The sequence below is a fragment of the Agrobacterium albertimagni AOL15 genome (genome assembly GCF_000300855.1).
Taxonomy (GTDB): domain Bacteria; phylum Pseudomonadota; class Alphaproteobacteria; order Rhizobiales; family Rhizobiaceae; genus Allorhizobium; species Allorhizobium albertimagni.
This window is the reverse complement of record NZ_ALJF01000009.1, coordinates 52220-67404: the sequence shown is the minus strand read 5'-3', so window position 1 is coordinate 67404 and position 15185 is coordinate 52220. Positions and strand designations below refer to the sequence as shown.

At 61.2% G+C, this 15185-nt stretch carries 14 protein-coding genes; 12 read left to right on the top strand and 2 right to left on the bottom strand.

The features are described from left to right. On the bottom strand, positions 1 to 2583 hold the full coding sequence (gene ligD, locus QWE_RS11550) for a DNA ligase D (RefSeq protein ID WP_006726302.1): 2583 nt from the start codon (positions 2581 to 2583) through the stop codon (positions 1 to 3). Between the two features lies 1 nt (position 2584). Next, positions 2585 to 3427, bottom strand: coding sequence for a non-homologous end joining protein Ku (gene ku, locus QWE_RS11545; RefSeq protein WP_006726301.1), 843 nt, complete (start codon positions 3425 to 3427; stop codon positions 2585 to 2587). 415 nt (positions 3428 to 3842) lie between these two features. Here ku and QWE_RS11540 point away from each other — a divergent pair, with 415 nt between their 5' ends. The 12 genes from QWE_RS11540 to visN all read left to right on the top strand — a co-directional run bounded on the left by QWE_RS11540 (position 3843) and on the right by visN (position 15185). Then, on the top strand, positions 3843 to 5480 hold the full coding sequence (locus QWE_RS11540; RefSeq protein ID WP_006726300.1) for a globin-coupled sensor protein: 1638 nt from the start codon (positions 3843 to 3845) through the stop codon (positions 5478 to 5480). A 135-nt stretch (positions 5481 to 5615) separates the two neighbouring features. Beyond that, complete coding sequence (locus QWE_RS11535; RefSeq protein ID WP_006726299.1) at positions 5616 to 5915, top strand: STAS domain-containing protein; 300 nt, start codon at positions 5616 to 5618, stop codon at positions 5913 to 5915. Next, positions 5912 to 6277 carry a chemotaxis response regulator CheY1 gene (cheY1, locus tag QWE_RS11530; RefSeq protein ID WP_006726298.1) on the top strand — a complete coding sequence of 122 codons (366 nt, stop codon included), beginning with the start codon at positions 5912 to 5914 and terminating at the stop codon, positions 6275 to 6277. Before QWE_RS11535 ends, cheY1 begins: the two co-directional genes overlap by 4 nt. Positions 6278 to 6293: 16 nt before the next feature. Beyond that, the gene (locus tag QWE_RS11525) at positions 6294 to 8549 is read left to right on the top strand and encodes a chemotaxis protein CheA (RefSeq protein ID WP_006726297.1); all 2256 of its coding nucleotides are present in this window, start codon (positions 6294 to 6296) and stop codon (positions 8547 to 8549) included. 4 nt (positions 8550 to 8553) lie between these two features. After that, positions 8554 to 9024, top strand: a complete 471-nt coding sequence (locus tag QWE_RS11520; protein ID WP_006726296.1) for a chemotaxis protein CheW — start codon at positions 8554 to 8556, stop codon at positions 9022 to 9024. After that, the gene (gene cheR, locus QWE_RS11515; protein ID WP_006726295.1) at positions 9021 to 9923 is read left to right on the top strand and encodes a protein-glutamate O-methyltransferase CheR; all 903 of its coding nucleotides are present in this window, start codon (positions 9021 to 9023) and stop codon (positions 9921 to 9923) included. Before QWE_RS11520 ends, cheR begins: the two co-directional genes overlap by 4 nt. Continuing rightward, a complete protein-coding gene (cheB, locus tag QWE_RS11510) occupies positions 9923 to 10969 on the top strand; it encodes a protein-glutamate O-methylesterase CheB (protein WP_006726294.1) in 1047 nt (348 codons plus the stop codon). Before cheR ends, cheB begins: the two co-directional genes overlap by 1 nt. Next, the gene (locus tag QWE_RS11505) at positions 10969 to 11358 is read left to right on the top strand and encodes a response regulator (RefSeq protein ID WP_006726293.1); all 390 of its coding nucleotides are present in this window, start codon (positions 10969 to 10971) and stop codon (positions 11356 to 11358) included. The genes cheB and QWE_RS11505 overlap by 1 nt, the downstream gene beginning before the upstream one ends. Then, the gene (cheD, locus tag QWE_RS11500; RefSeq protein ID WP_006726292.1) at positions 11355 to 11909 is read left to right on the top strand and encodes a chemoreceptor glutamine deamidase CheD; all 555 of its coding nucleotides are present in this window, start codon (positions 11355 to 11357) and stop codon (positions 11907 to 11909) included. Before QWE_RS11505 ends, cheD begins: the two co-directional genes overlap by 4 nt. Positions 11910 to 11922: 13 nt before the next feature. After that, the gene (gene cheT, locus QWE_RS11495) at positions 11923 to 12312 is read left to right on the top strand and encodes a chemotaxis protein CheT (RefSeq protein ID WP_006726291.1); all 390 of its coding nucleotides are present in this window, start codon (positions 11923 to 11925) and stop codon (positions 12310 to 12312) included. 160 nt (positions 12313 to 12472) lie between these two features. Further along, entirely contained in the window at positions 12473 to 14167 is a 1695-nt protein-coding gene (gene fliF, locus QWE_RS11490; RefSeq protein ID WP_006726290.1) for a flagellar basal-body MS-ring/collar protein FliF, read from the top strand. A gap of 268 nt (positions 14168 to 14435) precedes the next feature. Then, complete coding sequence (visN, locus tag QWE_RS11485) at positions 14436 to 15185, top strand: transcriptional regulator VisN (protein WP_006726289.1); 750 nt, start codon at positions 14436 to 14438, stop codon at positions 15183 to 15185.

Below are 15185 nucleotides of genomic sequence, written 5' to 3'. Positions count from 1 at the left end.
CTAGCGGGTTTTCCTTTTTCTCCCGGCGGTGAATGCCAGCGGCGCTTCTGCCTTGCGGAAGTCGGCCCACGGATCGGCATCGAGGCTCGCCAGCCGTGTCGGCACGTTTTCGACCGTGAAATGGTTGGGCAGTATGTCGGGGCTGAGCTCCTCGAACGAGAGCGGCATCGACACGGGCGCCCCCGGCCGGGCGCGCGTGGAATAGGGCGCAACCGCCGTCGCACCCCGGCCGTTGCGCAGATAGTCGATCAGGATCTTGCCCTTGCGTTTCGCCTTGCTGACCGTCGAGACATAATCGGTCGGACTGTCAGCGCTCATGCCGTCCGCCAGGGCCTTCATGGCAGCCTTGACGTCAGGCCATTTCGCCTTCGGCTTGAGTGGTGCCACCACATGCAGGCCTTTCCCCCCAGAAGTCTTGACGAAACCGGTGAGGCCCATGTCCTCAAATCGCTGACGCACCTCGAAGGCCGCGTCAATCACCCGTTCCCAGGTGACATCGGGACCGGGATCGAGATCGATATTCACCATGTCCGGACGCTCGAGATCGCCGGCCCGTGAGCCCCAGGGGTGGATTTCGAGCGCAGCCCCCTGAACCAATGACAGCAGCCCCTCAATACCGTGGATGCCGACGTGACCCTCGTCGTCTTGCGGGTCACGAATGGTGATGATCTCCTTGCGCATGCCGCGCCATCCATGTTTCTGAAAGAAACACGTCTTTTCGTGCCCTTCCGGGCACCGCAACAGCGCAAGTGGTCTGTCGACGATGAACGGCGCGATCAGGGGCCAGACCAGGGCGTAGTAATCCGCAAGCCCTTCCTTCGTGACGCCAGCCTCCGGCCAGTAGAGCCGGTCGGGATGCGTCAGCGTTATGTCACGACGTGCCGCCTCCGCTTCGCCCTTCATCTTCTTGTCCGCTGCTGCGCCGCTCTTGCCGGTTCCGGCCTTCTTCGTCGATGTGGCCGCCGTCGGCGCCTCCTGAATCACGTCCCTTGCGGCCTTGTCTTCGCGCAGCCCACGGAAGGATGCATGGCGCAGATGGGCATCCCCTGTCCATCCACGAAACTCGATCTCGGCGACGAGTTCCGGCTCGACGAAAACCGCGTCTTTGCGTTCGGCACCCGTCAGCTTGTCTTTGAACGGGCTCTTGTCGCGCAACAGCGGCTGGAGCCTGGTGAACACCTGCCTGGCCAGCGTTCGGCTGTATCCGGTACCGACACGCCCGACATGCCGCAGTCCGTCCGCCTCGTTGACGCCCATGATCAGAGAGCCGATGGCCTTGTCGGATACGGAAGACGGCACATAGCCCCCGATGACCAGTTCTTGGCGGGCCGTACATTTCGACTTGACCCACTCCCGCCCGCGACCCGATCGGTACGGCGCATCGGCGACCTTGGAGATCACCCCTTCGAGGCTGAGGCGGCAGGCATGTTTGAGGACGAGATCACCGCTCTCGTCGAAATGGCTGGAATACTTGAGCGGTACGCCGGCGTCGCTGATCAGAGGCTCCAGCAGTGCCTTGCGGTCCCTGAGGGACGCGCCCGTCAGGTCCTGTCCGTCAAGATGCATGATGTCGAAGAGATAGTAGGTGAAACGATCATCGCGACCCTCGCTCAGATCCTGCTGAAGCAGGGAGAAGTCACTGCTGCCATTGCCGCTTTCAACCACGATCTCACCGTCGAGCAGGGCCGTCTGAACAGGCAGTCCCTTAAGGGCAGATGCGATCCGCTCACCGAAGCGCTCCGTCCAGTCCAGACCGGTCCGCGTCAAGAGCTGCACCAGGCCATGATCGATCCGCGCCTGGATCCGGTAACCATCCAGCTTGATCTCGTGGAGCCAGCGGCTTCCTTTCGGCACTGTCTTCACCAGGGTGGCGAGCGCCGGCGCCAAGAAGTCCGGCAAGCTGCCCGCCTTGCCGCCCTTGATCGAGACTGCATTTGGCGAGGACGACCCTCCGCGTTCGGCAGACCGTTTGGCTTTCTTCGCTCCAGTCTTCCGCGAGTTCCAGACGGCAGCCTTGCCGTCGCCTTTCAGGCTTTCGATCGATCGGCCGCTTTTCACCGACAGCGGCATTTCCTCGACGATATCGGGATCATCCGTCTGACGCGCCGCCTCGTCTTCTCCCTTGATCAACAGCCAGTTCTCGCGTGTTTCGTCTTCCTTGCGTGCCATGCGCACCAGATGCCAGTGTCCCCCAAGCTTCTCGCCCATCAGCGTGAATTCGAGGTGGCCCTTCTTGTAGCCTTTGCGCATGTCGTGGATCGGTTCCCACGTGCCACGGTCCCATACGATCACCTCACCAGATCCATATTGCCCGGGCGGGATGACGCCTTCGAAATCGCCGTAGGCGAGGGGATGATCCTCCACATGCACCGCCAGTCGCTTGTCGCCCGGCACCAGGCTCGGGCCGCGCGTGACGGCCCAGCTTTTCAGCACGCCGTCCATTTCCAGACGCAGGTCGTAATGCAGGCGTCTCGCCGCATGTTTCTGGATGACGAAGCTGTTGCCCCTGCTCGTGGCCTTTGCAGCCTTCGGTTCCGGCGTGGCCTTGAAGTCGCGTTTGCGGCGATATTCGGAGAGCGACATGTCAGCTCGCCTTCTTCTGCTTTGTCGTCGATGTCGCGGTCGTCTTCCGCTTCGGTGCCGACTTCTCCTCCTTGGCTCCGGCACTCTTGCGCAGCGCATCGAGCAGGCTGGTGACATTCTCCGGCTTCCGTTTCGGCAGCTTCTTCGGTTTGCGGCCGGCAATCTTGGCTTTCACGAGTTCGGTCAGGGCCGCCTCGTAGCGGTCCTCGTACTGGCTTGGATCGAATTCACCCATCTTCGTGCCGATGATGTGACGCGCGAGATCCATCATCTCCTTGTCGATACGAACCTTGGAGATGTCGGAAAAGCTCTCAGCCGGATCCCGGACCTCATAGTCGTAGTTGAGGGTCGTGGCGATCATCCCCCGTCCGTGGGGCCGAACAAGGACGCTGCGAACTCTGCGGAACAACACGGTCCGGGCAATGGCAGCGACACCCTTAGTCTCCATCGTGCTGCGGATCAGATCATAGGCCTCGACGGATTGCCGATCGGCCGGCGCCAGGAAATACGGGCGCTCCAGGTAGAGGGTGTCGATCTTGTCGCAATCCAGAAAGGCCGACAGCTCCAGCCGCTTGTCGCTTTCGGGGACAGCATCGCGGATCTCGTCGGGCTCGAGGATGACCGTCTGGCCCTCCGCCGTGTCATACCCCTTGACCAGATCGTCCTTGCCGACGGGGCGACCGCTGTCTTCGTCGACATATTCGCGTCGGACGCGGTTCCCTGTGTCTCGGTTGATGATGTGGAATGAGGTTCGCTCCTGAGCATTGACAGCCGAGTAGAGAGCCACGGCGCATCCGAGATCGCCAATGGCAAGATGCCCTTTCCAGATAGCCCGTGCGCTCACGTTCCACTCCTGTCGCTTTTCGGCGCAACGACGCGGAGACGGGCTTTGTTCCGCTGGCTGCAACCTCAGGCATATGGGAATACAACGTTATTTTCTCATATTAGAGATTGCGGCTTGAAGTGGAGATTTCATTAACCTTCAAGCAAGGAATTAACCATAAAGATTGGGAGACACGTCGGAGTGGGACTCGCTTGAGAGTTTCCTTCGGGCATGACGCCATCCCGTCGTACCGGTTCTGGTCCGGTCTGTATTTCACATGGAAACAGTTCGATGAGCTGGCAGACCATGATGCGGACGGCAGCGGGAACGGGTTCCCCAGCATTCCTTCCTCCGCCATCTGGCCTGCAGCACTGTCGAGCGACGGAAGGTCCGCCGTATAGGCGGCCATAGTGCGGGACGAATGACGGGTCAGGGGATGTCCACGGAGCGGGCGACGGGATCACAGGCGGGCAGCCTGCGTGATCGCTTGCGCTTTGCCGGTCTCGACGAGACCCAGTGCGAGCTTCTCCGGCAGAACCGCCATACTCTCTCGCAGCCCTTGAAGACGGCACTTCGCGATCTTTTCCAGCGCCTGCAGTCCTCCCCGGATGCGGCGCGCGTGTTCAGCAGCGAACGCCAGTATGAGCGGCTTCATGATCTTCTTTCATCCCATTGGGATGTCCTTACCGATGCCCGTTTCGATGCGCTTTATGCCGAACGAGTGAAGGTTCTGTCCGACAGCGAAAGCCGCATGGGTCTCGATCCTCGTTGGCATGTGGCGGGTCACGCGGTGGTTCTGGAACACCTGGTGACGAGCGCGATCGGCGACGCGACGGGCTCCGGCCTCTTGCCATCGAGCCGTCGTCGCCAGCGCGAGGTGTCCGATCTGGTGGCTGCCCTCGTCCGGCTGGTCATGGTCGATGTCGAGATAGCGGTATCGCTTCGGTTCAACGAACTGCGCCTGAAACACCACCGTGATCTCGCGGCGCAGCGCGAGCATGATCGCGCCGAGTTCGAGAGCGTCTTCCGCCCGGTCGTCGATGCGCTGGCATCAGGCGATTTGACCGCCCGCACGGCAGCAGATGTGCCGGAAGCCTATGCGGAGCTCGCAGGCCGCATGAACGAGGCGCTCGAACAACTGCAGACCGCCTTCCTCTCCTCAGAAGAGAAGCTCGCAGTCGCCCGCGACGCGACCGGCCGCATGGCCGAGACTGCCCGCAGCTACGCGGACCGCGCCGAGGATCAATCCGGTGCGCTGGACGAGACGAGCCGCGCCCTGCAGGACCTCACCAGCAGCGTGCGCGAAAGTGCCGGCCAGACCAAGCGCGCGGAAGCCACGGTGGCCGCGACCCGAAATTCCGTTGAATCGAGTGGCGCGGTCGTCGGACAGGCGATTTCCGCCATGGCCGACATCGAAGCGTCCGCCGAACAGATCGGCCACATCATCGGCGCGATCGACGAGATCGCCTTCCAGACGAACCTTCTGGCGCTGAATGCCGGGATCGAGGCTGCCCGTGCCGGTGACAGTGGCCGCGGCTTTGCCGTCGTCGCCCAGGAAGTGCGCGCACTCGCCCAGCGTTCCGCCGACGCCGCCCGTGAAATCAAGACGCTTGTTGCGACGACGAAAAACCAGGTCGAAGCCGGCGTGGAAATGGTGGCGAAGACGCAAGGTGCGATCGCCGACATCGTGCTCCAGGTCGGCGATATCAGCGGGACCGTGTCCGACATGGCCGAAAAGACCGACCGCCAGGCCACAGAACTCGCCGGCATTGCCGGAACGGTCGCCGCGCTCGGCGTCGACATCGGCAACACCGCAACCGTCGCCCGCCAGTCGAGCCAGGGCACAGACGATCTGCACAAGGTCATCCTGGAGTTGGGCGCGACGATCCGTGAATTTCACATCGAGCGGCAGACCCGCCGGGCGCCCAGTACAGCCGGACGCATCCAGCTCTCCGGCCAGCGCGAGCAGGGGGCACCGGTTGCGAATGCCACCGCTTATGCCGCTCCGGACACGATGGAAGACGAATCCGCCGACTTTGGTTTTCCGGTCCATATCGCGGGGCTCGGAGGGTGAGGGGATTGTTTACCACCATGCGCTACACAAGGAAGTTAAGGGCGGAAAGTTCGGCAATCCATCCGGGGGAATGGTTCTCCTGGGAACCACATTCGGGTCTGGTTGCCGCAGCCTTGGGACATAAGGAAAGAAATGATGGCAAGTAAGAAAGGCGATCAGAAGAGTCTGAAGCTGGCCGCGATATTGGACCTGAACGAGGCATCCAATCTCAAGGCCAATATTCTCTCTTTGCGTGGTGCCCCGTTGACGATCGATGCCTCCGGTGTCGAGCGCGTCGGTGCTCAGTGCGTGCAGGTCCTGATGGCAGCCGCCAAGGCCTGGGAAGCTGACAAGCATCCCTTCTCATTTGGAAAGGCCTCCGAGGCTTTCCTGAAAACCCTTCAACTGATTGGCGTGAACATCGATCATCTGCTCGCTAAGGAGATCCGGCAATGAAGAAAAAAGTGCTCACCGTGGATGACTCCAGAACCATTCGAAACATGCTTCTGGTCACCCTCAACAACGCAGGCTTCGAGACCATTCAGGCCGAAGATGGCGTCGAGGGTCTGGAAGTGCTCGAAGAATGCAATCCCGACGTCATCGTGACCGACATCAACATGCCGCGTCTCGACGGCTTCGGTTTCATCGAGGGTGTCCGCCGGAACGAAAAGTATCGTGCGGTTCCGATCCTGGTCCTGACCACGGAAAGCGATGCCGAAAAGAAGAACCGCGCCCGCCAGGCCGGTGCGACAGGCTGGATCGTCAAGCCTTTCGATCCGACCAAGCTGATCGATGCCATTGAGCGTGTAACCGCCTAAGCCGGGATTTTCTCCTATGGATATGAACGAAATCAAAGAGATCTTTTTCCAGGAATGCGAGGAGCAGCTCGCGGAACTGGAATCCGGTCTTCTGAAAATGAATGATGGAGATCGCGATCCGGAAACGGTCAACGCCGTATTCCGCGCGGTTCACTCCATCAAGGGCGGTGCAGGTGCCTTCGGTCTCGATGACCTGGTTGCCTTCGCGCACGTCTTCGAGACGACTCTTGATTGCGTTCGATCCAACAAGCTGGAGCCCGGCCCGGAAGTCATGAAGGTGATGCTGAAGTCGGCCGACGTTCTGGCCGACCTGGTCACCGCTTCCCGCGACGGCGGCAGTGTCGACGAAAGCCGCTCGAGCGGTCTGGTCAAGGAACTGGAAGCCCTGGCAAACGGCGAAATGCCGGCCCCGTCGGCCGCACCGGTAGCCGCCGCCAAGCCGGTCGCAAAGGCTGCAGCGCCGGCACCGGCCGCTGCACCCAGCGACGATAGCGGCTTCCAGCCGATCCCCTTCACCTTCGACGACTTCGGCGGTGAAGAGCAGGAAGCAAGCGTCTCGACCTTCGACGTGACCTTCAAGCCACGCCGCGAACTCTACTCAAAGGGCAACGAATCCGCCCTCCTGCTGCGTGATCTGTCCCGCCTCGGCGAGATGAGCATCAACTGCAACATGGACGACCTGCCGTCGCTCGAAGAACTCGATCCCGAAGGCGCCTATTTCCACTGGGCCATCCAGATCAAGGCGGAAAAGGGCGAGGAAGGCATTCGTCAGGTCTTCGAATTCGCCGAATGGGATTGCGACCTCGACATCAAGGTGCGTGAGGCCGAAGCGGCAGCCCCGACCGAGGAACTGCCGATGATCCCGGTCCCGTTCGATCTGTCTGCACTCGACGACGGTTCGGAAGCCGCCGAGGAGCCCGTCGCCGCTGCCGTCGAGGCTGCCGAGACTGCCTCCAACGTCATGAAGATGGCAGCCAGCGCCGCGAAGCCCGAGAAGAAGGAATCGCCTGCTGCAGCCGCTGCTGCCGCAGCCGCAGCCGCCGCCGCTCAGGCCAATAACGCCGCCGGCCAGACCATCCGCGTCGATCTCGACCGCGTTGACCGCCTGATCAACCTCGTTGGCGAGCTCGTCATCAACCAGGCGATGCTCTCCCAAAGCGTCATCGAAAACGATGCGACCGGTACGTCGGCCGTCAACATGGGCCTCGAGGAGCTGCAGCAGCTCACCCGCGAGATCCAGGACTCGGTCATGGCGATCCGCGCGCAGCCGGTAAAGCCGGTCTTCCAGCGCATGTCGCGTATCGTTCGCGAAGTTGCCGACATGGTCGGCAAGTCGATCCGTCTCGTCACCGAGGGTGAAAATACCGAAGTCGACAAGACGGTCATCGACAAGCTCGCCGAACCGCTGACCCACATGATCCGAAATGCCGTCGACCACGGCATCGAAAGCCCCGAGAAGCGCGCCGCCGCCGGCAAGGAGCCGGAAGGCACGATCAAGCTGACGGCGAAGCATCGCTCCGGCCGTATCGTCATCGAACTCGTCGATGACGGTGCCGGTATCAACCGCGAGCGTGTCCGCCAGAAGGCGATCGACAACGAGCTGATCGCCGCCGACGCAAACCTGACCGACGAAGAGATCGACAACCTGATCTTTGCGCCGGGCTTCTCGACCGCCGACAAGATCTCGGACATCTCCGGCCGCGGCGTCGGCATGGACGTGGTCAAGCGCTCCATCCAGGCACTCGGTGGCCGTATTTCGATCACCTCGCGTCCGGGCCTCGGCTCGACCTTCACCATGAGCCTGCCGCTGACACTCGCCGTTCTCGACGGCATGGTCGTCACGGTTGCCGGCCAGACCCTCGTCGTTCCGCTCACTGCGATCGTCGAGACGCTGCAGCCGGAGGCACAGCACATCCATTCGTTCGGCGCCAACCAGCGGCTGATCTCGATCCGTAACTCCTTCTGCCCTCTGGTGGATGTAGGCCGGATCCTGAACTTCCGCGGCACGCAGGCAAATCCGATGGATGGTGTCGCTCTTCTGGTGGAATCCGAAGGCGGCGGCCAGCGCGCACTGATGGTCGATGCCATCCAGGGCCAGCGCCAGGTCGTCATCAAGTCGCTCGAAGCCAACTACACCCATGTTCCGGGTATCGCCGCCGCAACCATCCTCGGTGATGGCCGCGTCGCTCTGATCCTGGATGTGGATGCCGTCGTCGCCGCCTCCCGCGGTCAGTCTCTCAAGCAGGAAATGTCGTTAGCCGTCGCAGGGTAAGAGTATGTCGTATGCGGTCAAAAGCTTGGTCCAGGGTAGCCGGGAGCTCATCGCCTTCCGTATCGGCGATCAGGAGTTCTGCGTAAACATCATGTCGGTACGGGAGATCCGGGGATGGACCCCGGCGACCCCGCTGCCGCATTCCCCGCACTACGTCTTGGGCGTCATCAACTTGCGTGGTGCCGTCCTGCCGATCATGGACCTGTCCCTGCGTCTGGGCATGAAGCCCGCCGAGCCGACCGCCCGCCACGTCATCATCGTGGCCCAGGTCAAGTCTCGGGTCGTCGGTCTCCTGGTGGATGCGGTCTCCGACATCCTCACGGTGAGCGACGCGGATATTCAGCCGACGCCGGAGGTCTCCTCCGACCTCGAGAAACACTATGCCCGTGGCATTCTTGCCATCGACAAGCGGATGATCTGCCTGGTCGAGCTCGGTGCACTCTTCAACGAAGCCGCCGAAAGCGAGGCTGCATGACCTTTGCAATGAGTACATCCCGTCAATCGGACGACGAAGTCCTGGCCAGCGGCGAATACCCGCTGACCCGACGGGATCTGAACGAGATTGCTGCCATGATCTATTCGGATGCGGGCATCGCGCTGAACGACAGCAAGGCTTCGCTCGTCTACTCGCGACTGTCTAAGCACATCCGCAATCTTGGCCTTTCCGGTTTCCGCGCCTATTGCCAGCTCGTTGCCTCGCCGGAGGGTTCGGCCGAGCGCCGCGAGATGCTCTCGCATCTGACAACCAACTTCACGCGTTTCTTCCGCGAGAACCATCACTTCGAACATCTGCGTGACGAGGTGCTGCCGGGGCTCATCCAGCGGGCGAAATCCGGCGGTCGCGTGCGCATCTGGTCCGCCGCAAGCTCGGACGGCCAGGAACCCTATTCGATTGCCTTGACCGTGTTCCAGGCCTTTCCGAACGTGCTGGACTACGACTTCAAGATCCTAGCCACCGATATCGATCCGAAGATCCTCGCCGTCGCCCGCCAGGGCGCCTATGACGAGCAGGCACTCGAAACCGTGTCGCCTGCCATCCGCAAGCAGTGGTTCAAGGAAGTCGAGATCGGCGGGCGCCGCAAGTTCCAGGTCGACGAGCGCCTGAAGCGTCTGATCACCTACAACGAACTGAACCTGATGGCCCAGTGGCCTTTCAAGGGCAAGTTTGACGTGATCTTCTGCCGCAACGTCGTGATCTACTTCGACGAGCCGACCCAAATGCGCATCTGGACCCGCTTTGGCGATCTGCTGCCCGTCGGCGGCCACCTGTATATCGGCCACTCCGAGCGCGTCTCGGGCGACTCGAAGAACGATTTCGACAATATCGGCATCACCACCTATCGGTACCTGGGCAAAAATGGAGGACGAAAGTAATGGCGGCACCTGCACGCGTTCTCGTCGTCGATGACAGCCCCACGATGCGCGGTCTGATCACGGCTGTCCTCAGCCAGGATCCGGATGTCAGCGTCATCGGCCAGGCCGGCGATGCCATGGAAGCTCGCGCGGCGATCAAGCAGCTCAATCCCGATGTCGTGACACTCGACATCGAGATGCCGAACATGAACGGCCTCGAGTTCCTCGAAAAGATCATGAAGCTGCGGCCCATGCCGGTGATCATGGTCTCGACCATGACGCATCGCGGCGCTGAAGCAACGTTGGCTGCGCTCGAAATCGGCGCATTTGACTGTGTGGCAAAGCCTCAGCCGGGTGAGCCGCGCCCGTTCGGCGAGCTTGCCGAAAAGGTCAAGGCGGCGGCGCGTTCTCAGCACCGTCATCATTCGGCACCGCATGTCCAACCGGTAGCGACCGCGCCTGCTGCCGATTTCCGCGTCGGGCGCAAGATCGTGGCCATCGGCTCGTCGACCGGCGGCGTCGAAGCGCTGATCGCCGTCTTGCAGAAATTCCCGCGCAATTGCCCGCCGACGGTGATTACGCAGCACATGCCGCCGACCTTCACGAAGAGCTTCGCCGAGCGGTTGAACCGTCTCTGCGCACCCGTGGTGGAGGAGGCCACGGATGGGGCAAGGCTCGAGATCGGCAAGATCTATCTCGCCCCCGGTGGCGAGCGTCATCTTCAGGTGTCGAATGCGTCGGCGCCCTGCTGCCGACTGGTCGAGCGCGCGCCGGTCAACGGACACCGGCCTTCGGTCGATGTTCTCTTCGATTCGGTCGCCGAGCTTGCCGGCCGCAATGCCGTCGGGGTCATCCTGACGGGCATGGGGCGCGACGGCGCCTCCGGTCTTCTGAAGATGCGTCATGCCGGTGCTCGTACCATCGGCCAGAACGAAAAGACCTGTGTGGTCTATGGGATGCCACGAGTCGCCCATGAGCTGGGCGCTGTCGAGCATCAACTGCCTCTCACCTCCATTGGCGAGGAAATCCTCAAACTCACTGCTGCCCGAAAAGAAGGTATTGAATAATGTCCCTAGCCGAAAAAATCAAAGTTCTGATCGTCGACGATCAGGTCACAAGTCGCCTGCTGCTCAGCGACGCGCTGACCCAGCTGGGCTTCAAGCAGATCACTGCCGCCGGCGACGGCGAGCAGGGCATGAAGATCATGGAGCAACAGCCCCATCACCTGGTCATCTCGGACTTCAACATGCCGAAGATGGACGGTTTGGGCCTGCTCCAGGCGGTGCGCACCAATCCGAACACCAAGAAGGCGGCCTTCATCATCCTGACCGCGCAGGGCGACCGTGCGCTAGTCCAGAAGGCTGCACAGCTGGGCGCCAATAACGTTCTGGCGAAACCGTTCACGATCGAGAAGATGAAGGCGGCCATCGAGGCTGTATTCGGAGCATTGAAATGATCGATGACAGTGCAGCAAAGCGCGTCCATATCATCCAAGGGGAGTGGAAAGTCAGCAAGGACCCGAATGTGGTTCTGTCGACCATCCTCGGTTCGTGTGTTGCTGCCTGTATTCGGGATCCGATTGCAGGAGTAGGTGGCATGAACCACTTCCTGCTTCCGGGTTCCGCGGTGCCAGGTGCCGGTGGCGGCGACGCCACCCGTTACGGGGTCCATCTGATGGAGCTTTTGATCAACGGCCTTCTGAAGCAGGGCGCGCGCAGGGATCGCTTGGAGGCCAAAGTTTTCGGTGGCGCCAAGACGATCGCGACGTTCTCGAATGTCGGCGAACAGAACGCAGCATTTGCCCAGCAATTCCTGCGCGACGAAGGCATCAAGGTCGTTGGGTCCTCCACGGGCGGAGACCACGGCCGCAAACTGGAATTCTGGCCGGTCAGCGGCCGGGCAAGACAGTATCCGCTCACGGGCGCAGAAACGCAGAAGACGGTGGCGCTGGAGCAGCGTCCGGTTCCTGTTTCGAAGCCGGTGGAAACTTCAATCGAGTTCTTCTAGTACTGGACATCGGATGCAAAACGAACACTTGGCGGGAAACCAGGATACACGGGAAGAACTTCCGGAAATCCTCATGCGCATCGTCAGCGAGCTGCACGACGTGGCTTATCTGATTGAGCGTGTTGAACCGCACCTTCTCGAACTCGGCGGCCCGAAGGTACTGGAGCATCCGGACAGCCTCAAGGTTCTGCAGGGCATTGACCTTGCCGTTCAGAAAGCCAGGGGCTTGGCCGAATTCGTCGACACCATCACCGGGACGATCCCGTCGGACTGGATGATCGACATGACGACCGCCTTGAGCCTCGTCAAGCTTGCCGACATGCAGAAGGCGCTGGGGGCAGGCCTTCGCCATGGCCATTCGCAACCGCTGGTAAAGGCTGCCGGCGACTTCGACTTCTTCTAACTTCCTTCTTTCGAGGCACCGGCCGCAGATCCTCAATCTGCCAATTGCCGAAATGAATTCGGCTTTCCGGCCTCGCGAAACGTTCGCACAAGTTTCGATTTCTATTGTCGCGCCAAGGGCAAAAGCGCCCAGACCCTTCTTGTAGATGGTGCGAGACAGAATGAATCTGTTAAATCAATTACTTCAGATACCTAAAAATTTCGCGGCGATGGGGCAGACGAAGATTCTGGCCATGGCCGGGGTGGCTGTCGTCTCCTTCGCGATCATCATTGCCGGTGCGCTTTACGTCAACAAACCCTCTTACGAGACCCTGTATGTCGGCCTCGAACCGGTCGACATGAACCAGATCAGCATCGCTCTTGCTGAATCGGGCGTCGACTTCCAGACCGGTTCCGATGGCCAGAGCATCAGCGTGCGCGCCGGCATGACCGGAAAGGCACGTCTCCTGCTCGCCGAACGTGGTCTGCCGAACAGCGCCAATGCCGGCTACGAGCTTTTCGACAATGTCGGCTCGCTCGGTCTCACTTCGTTCATGCAGGAAGTCACGCGTGTCCGCGCGCTGGAAGGTGAAGTCGCACGCACCATCCAGCAGATCGCCGGCATTGCAGCAGCCCGCGTGCACATCGTCATGCCGGACATCGGCAACTTCCGTCGCGGCGAACAGAAGCCGACCGCTTCCGTCATGATTCGCGCCTCGTCGGATGCTGGCCGCAAGGCCGCAGCATCGATCCGCCAGCTGGTCGCTTCCTCCGTCCCGGGTCTGGACGTCGAGGATGTGACGATTCTCGATTCCACCGGCCAGCTGCTTGCGGCAGGTGACGAGACCGGCGGTGAAGCCTCCCGTTCGCTGGGCGTCGTTCAGTCCGTTCAGCGCGAAGTCGAAACCAACATCGACAAGGCGCTGGCGCCCTTCCTGGGAATGGACAACTTCCGTTCCAGCGTCATGGCGCAGATCAACACCGACAGCCAGCAGATCCAGGAAACGATCTACGACCCGGAATCGCGCGTGGAACGCTCGGTTCGCGTCACCAAGGAACAGCAGAAGTCTCTCCAGCGTCAGTCTGACACGGCTGCGACCGTCGAACAGAACATTCCCCAGGCAGCGCCTGAGGCCGGTGGCGGTGGCCCTCAGTCGTCCGACGAGCAGGACAAGAAGGAAGAGCAGACCAACTACGAGATCAACAGCAAGACGGTCGCGACGGTCAAGAACAGCTATACCGTCGAAAAGCTCTCGGTCGCCGTCGTCGTCAATCGTGGCCGCATCGCCAAGATGGTGGGCGAGCCCGTCGACCAGGCCAAGATCGATGCCTATCTCGCCGAGATGCAGAAGATCGTCACATCGGCCGCCGGTCTCGACACCAACCGTGGTGACGTCGTGACCCTGACGGCCATGGACTTCCTGGAAAACCAGCTGCTGGAAGACTCCGCGACAGGCCCCGGCTTCATGGAAATCCTGAGCCGCAACATCGGTGGCATCATCAACTCGCTGGCCTTCGTCGCTGTTGCCTTCCTCATCGTCTGGATGGGTATCCGTCCGATGATTCGCACCGCCGGTGGCGGTGGTGCCGAGCCGGCACTCGCTGGCGGGATCGGCGAGCAGGCTGCCGGTCTGGAACTGCCCGATTTCTCTCCCGCCATGGGTGGCGGGGCAGGGGGCGGCCTCATGGATGGCTTCGGATCCGACTTCGGCTTCGACTCGACCGACGACCTTCTCACCATGGACGACGACCCGAATGGCGGCTTCAACCGCCGGGTCAAGGAAGGTCCGGAGCGGCGCCTCTCGCGCATGGTGGAAATCTCGGAAGAGCGCGCCGCCAAGATCCTTCGCAAATGGGCTGTGGACAACGCCGCCTGATTTTCAAGAACAAGCGAGTACCAACCGCGCCCTCCGGGCGCGGTTTTGCATTGTAGCCCCATAACGATACGGGGTTGCACCAGAGGTCTTGACCGGGCATGCTTGCACCCGTCTCGCAATACCGCAAATGCTTGTGACCTTTGCCACTTTATATTTTAGAGTGAACATGATTCGGTAGTCCGAGATTGGGCCATATGTGAGTCGGCTGCACTCGGACATGGCGAAGACTGCGACAATGCTAGGCTGTCACTTCAAAGGGGCACATTGAATGGATGCCGAGCCGACAACAGAGGGCACTGAGGGGCGGTCTCGGGCGGCTTCTCTGGCAGAGTCTCTGCACAAAGGCTCCTCGTCGAAGGACGTACTGATCCGAAAGCTGGCAACGCCGGCGCTATCGGGTGACATGGGCCAGTGCCTGCGCGTTCTCTGTGATTATGTCGGCGCCTCGCATCACTTGCTTGCGCGCTACGATCTTGTCCAGGAAGAGGGGCTCGACTTCGTCGTGGCCGCCGATTGGCCCTTCGATCTCGTCCGTCGTCTCGAGAGCGAACTGGCCACCAGCTATTCCCAGTCGACTGAGCTCGAGAAGTGCCTGTCGGTTCTGCAGCCGAAATATGCCATTCTGCCTGACGATGCGCATGTACCCGCCGGCACCAGCCGGCAGTATTGCACGGTGACCCTCAATGTCGGACGAACCCGTCTCGCTCTGCTTTTGCTCTTCCCGCAGGACTATGTGCTGTCGCCCGAGCGCTTGAGGGAAGTCGGCCTGCTTGCGGCTTATGCGCTGAGCCTCTCGGCCAACAAGGGGCACAAGAGCGACCGCGACTTTGACTTGACCGATCGAGAACTGGAATGCCTGTTCTGGATTGCCGAGGGAAAGACCAGCGACGAGATCGCCACGATCCTCGGCATCTCGCGCAACACGATCAACAACTACATCACGAGCGTGATGCGCAAGACTGCGACGAAGACACGCTCGGAAGCCATCGCCTATGCGGTGCGCAACAATCTCGTTTGA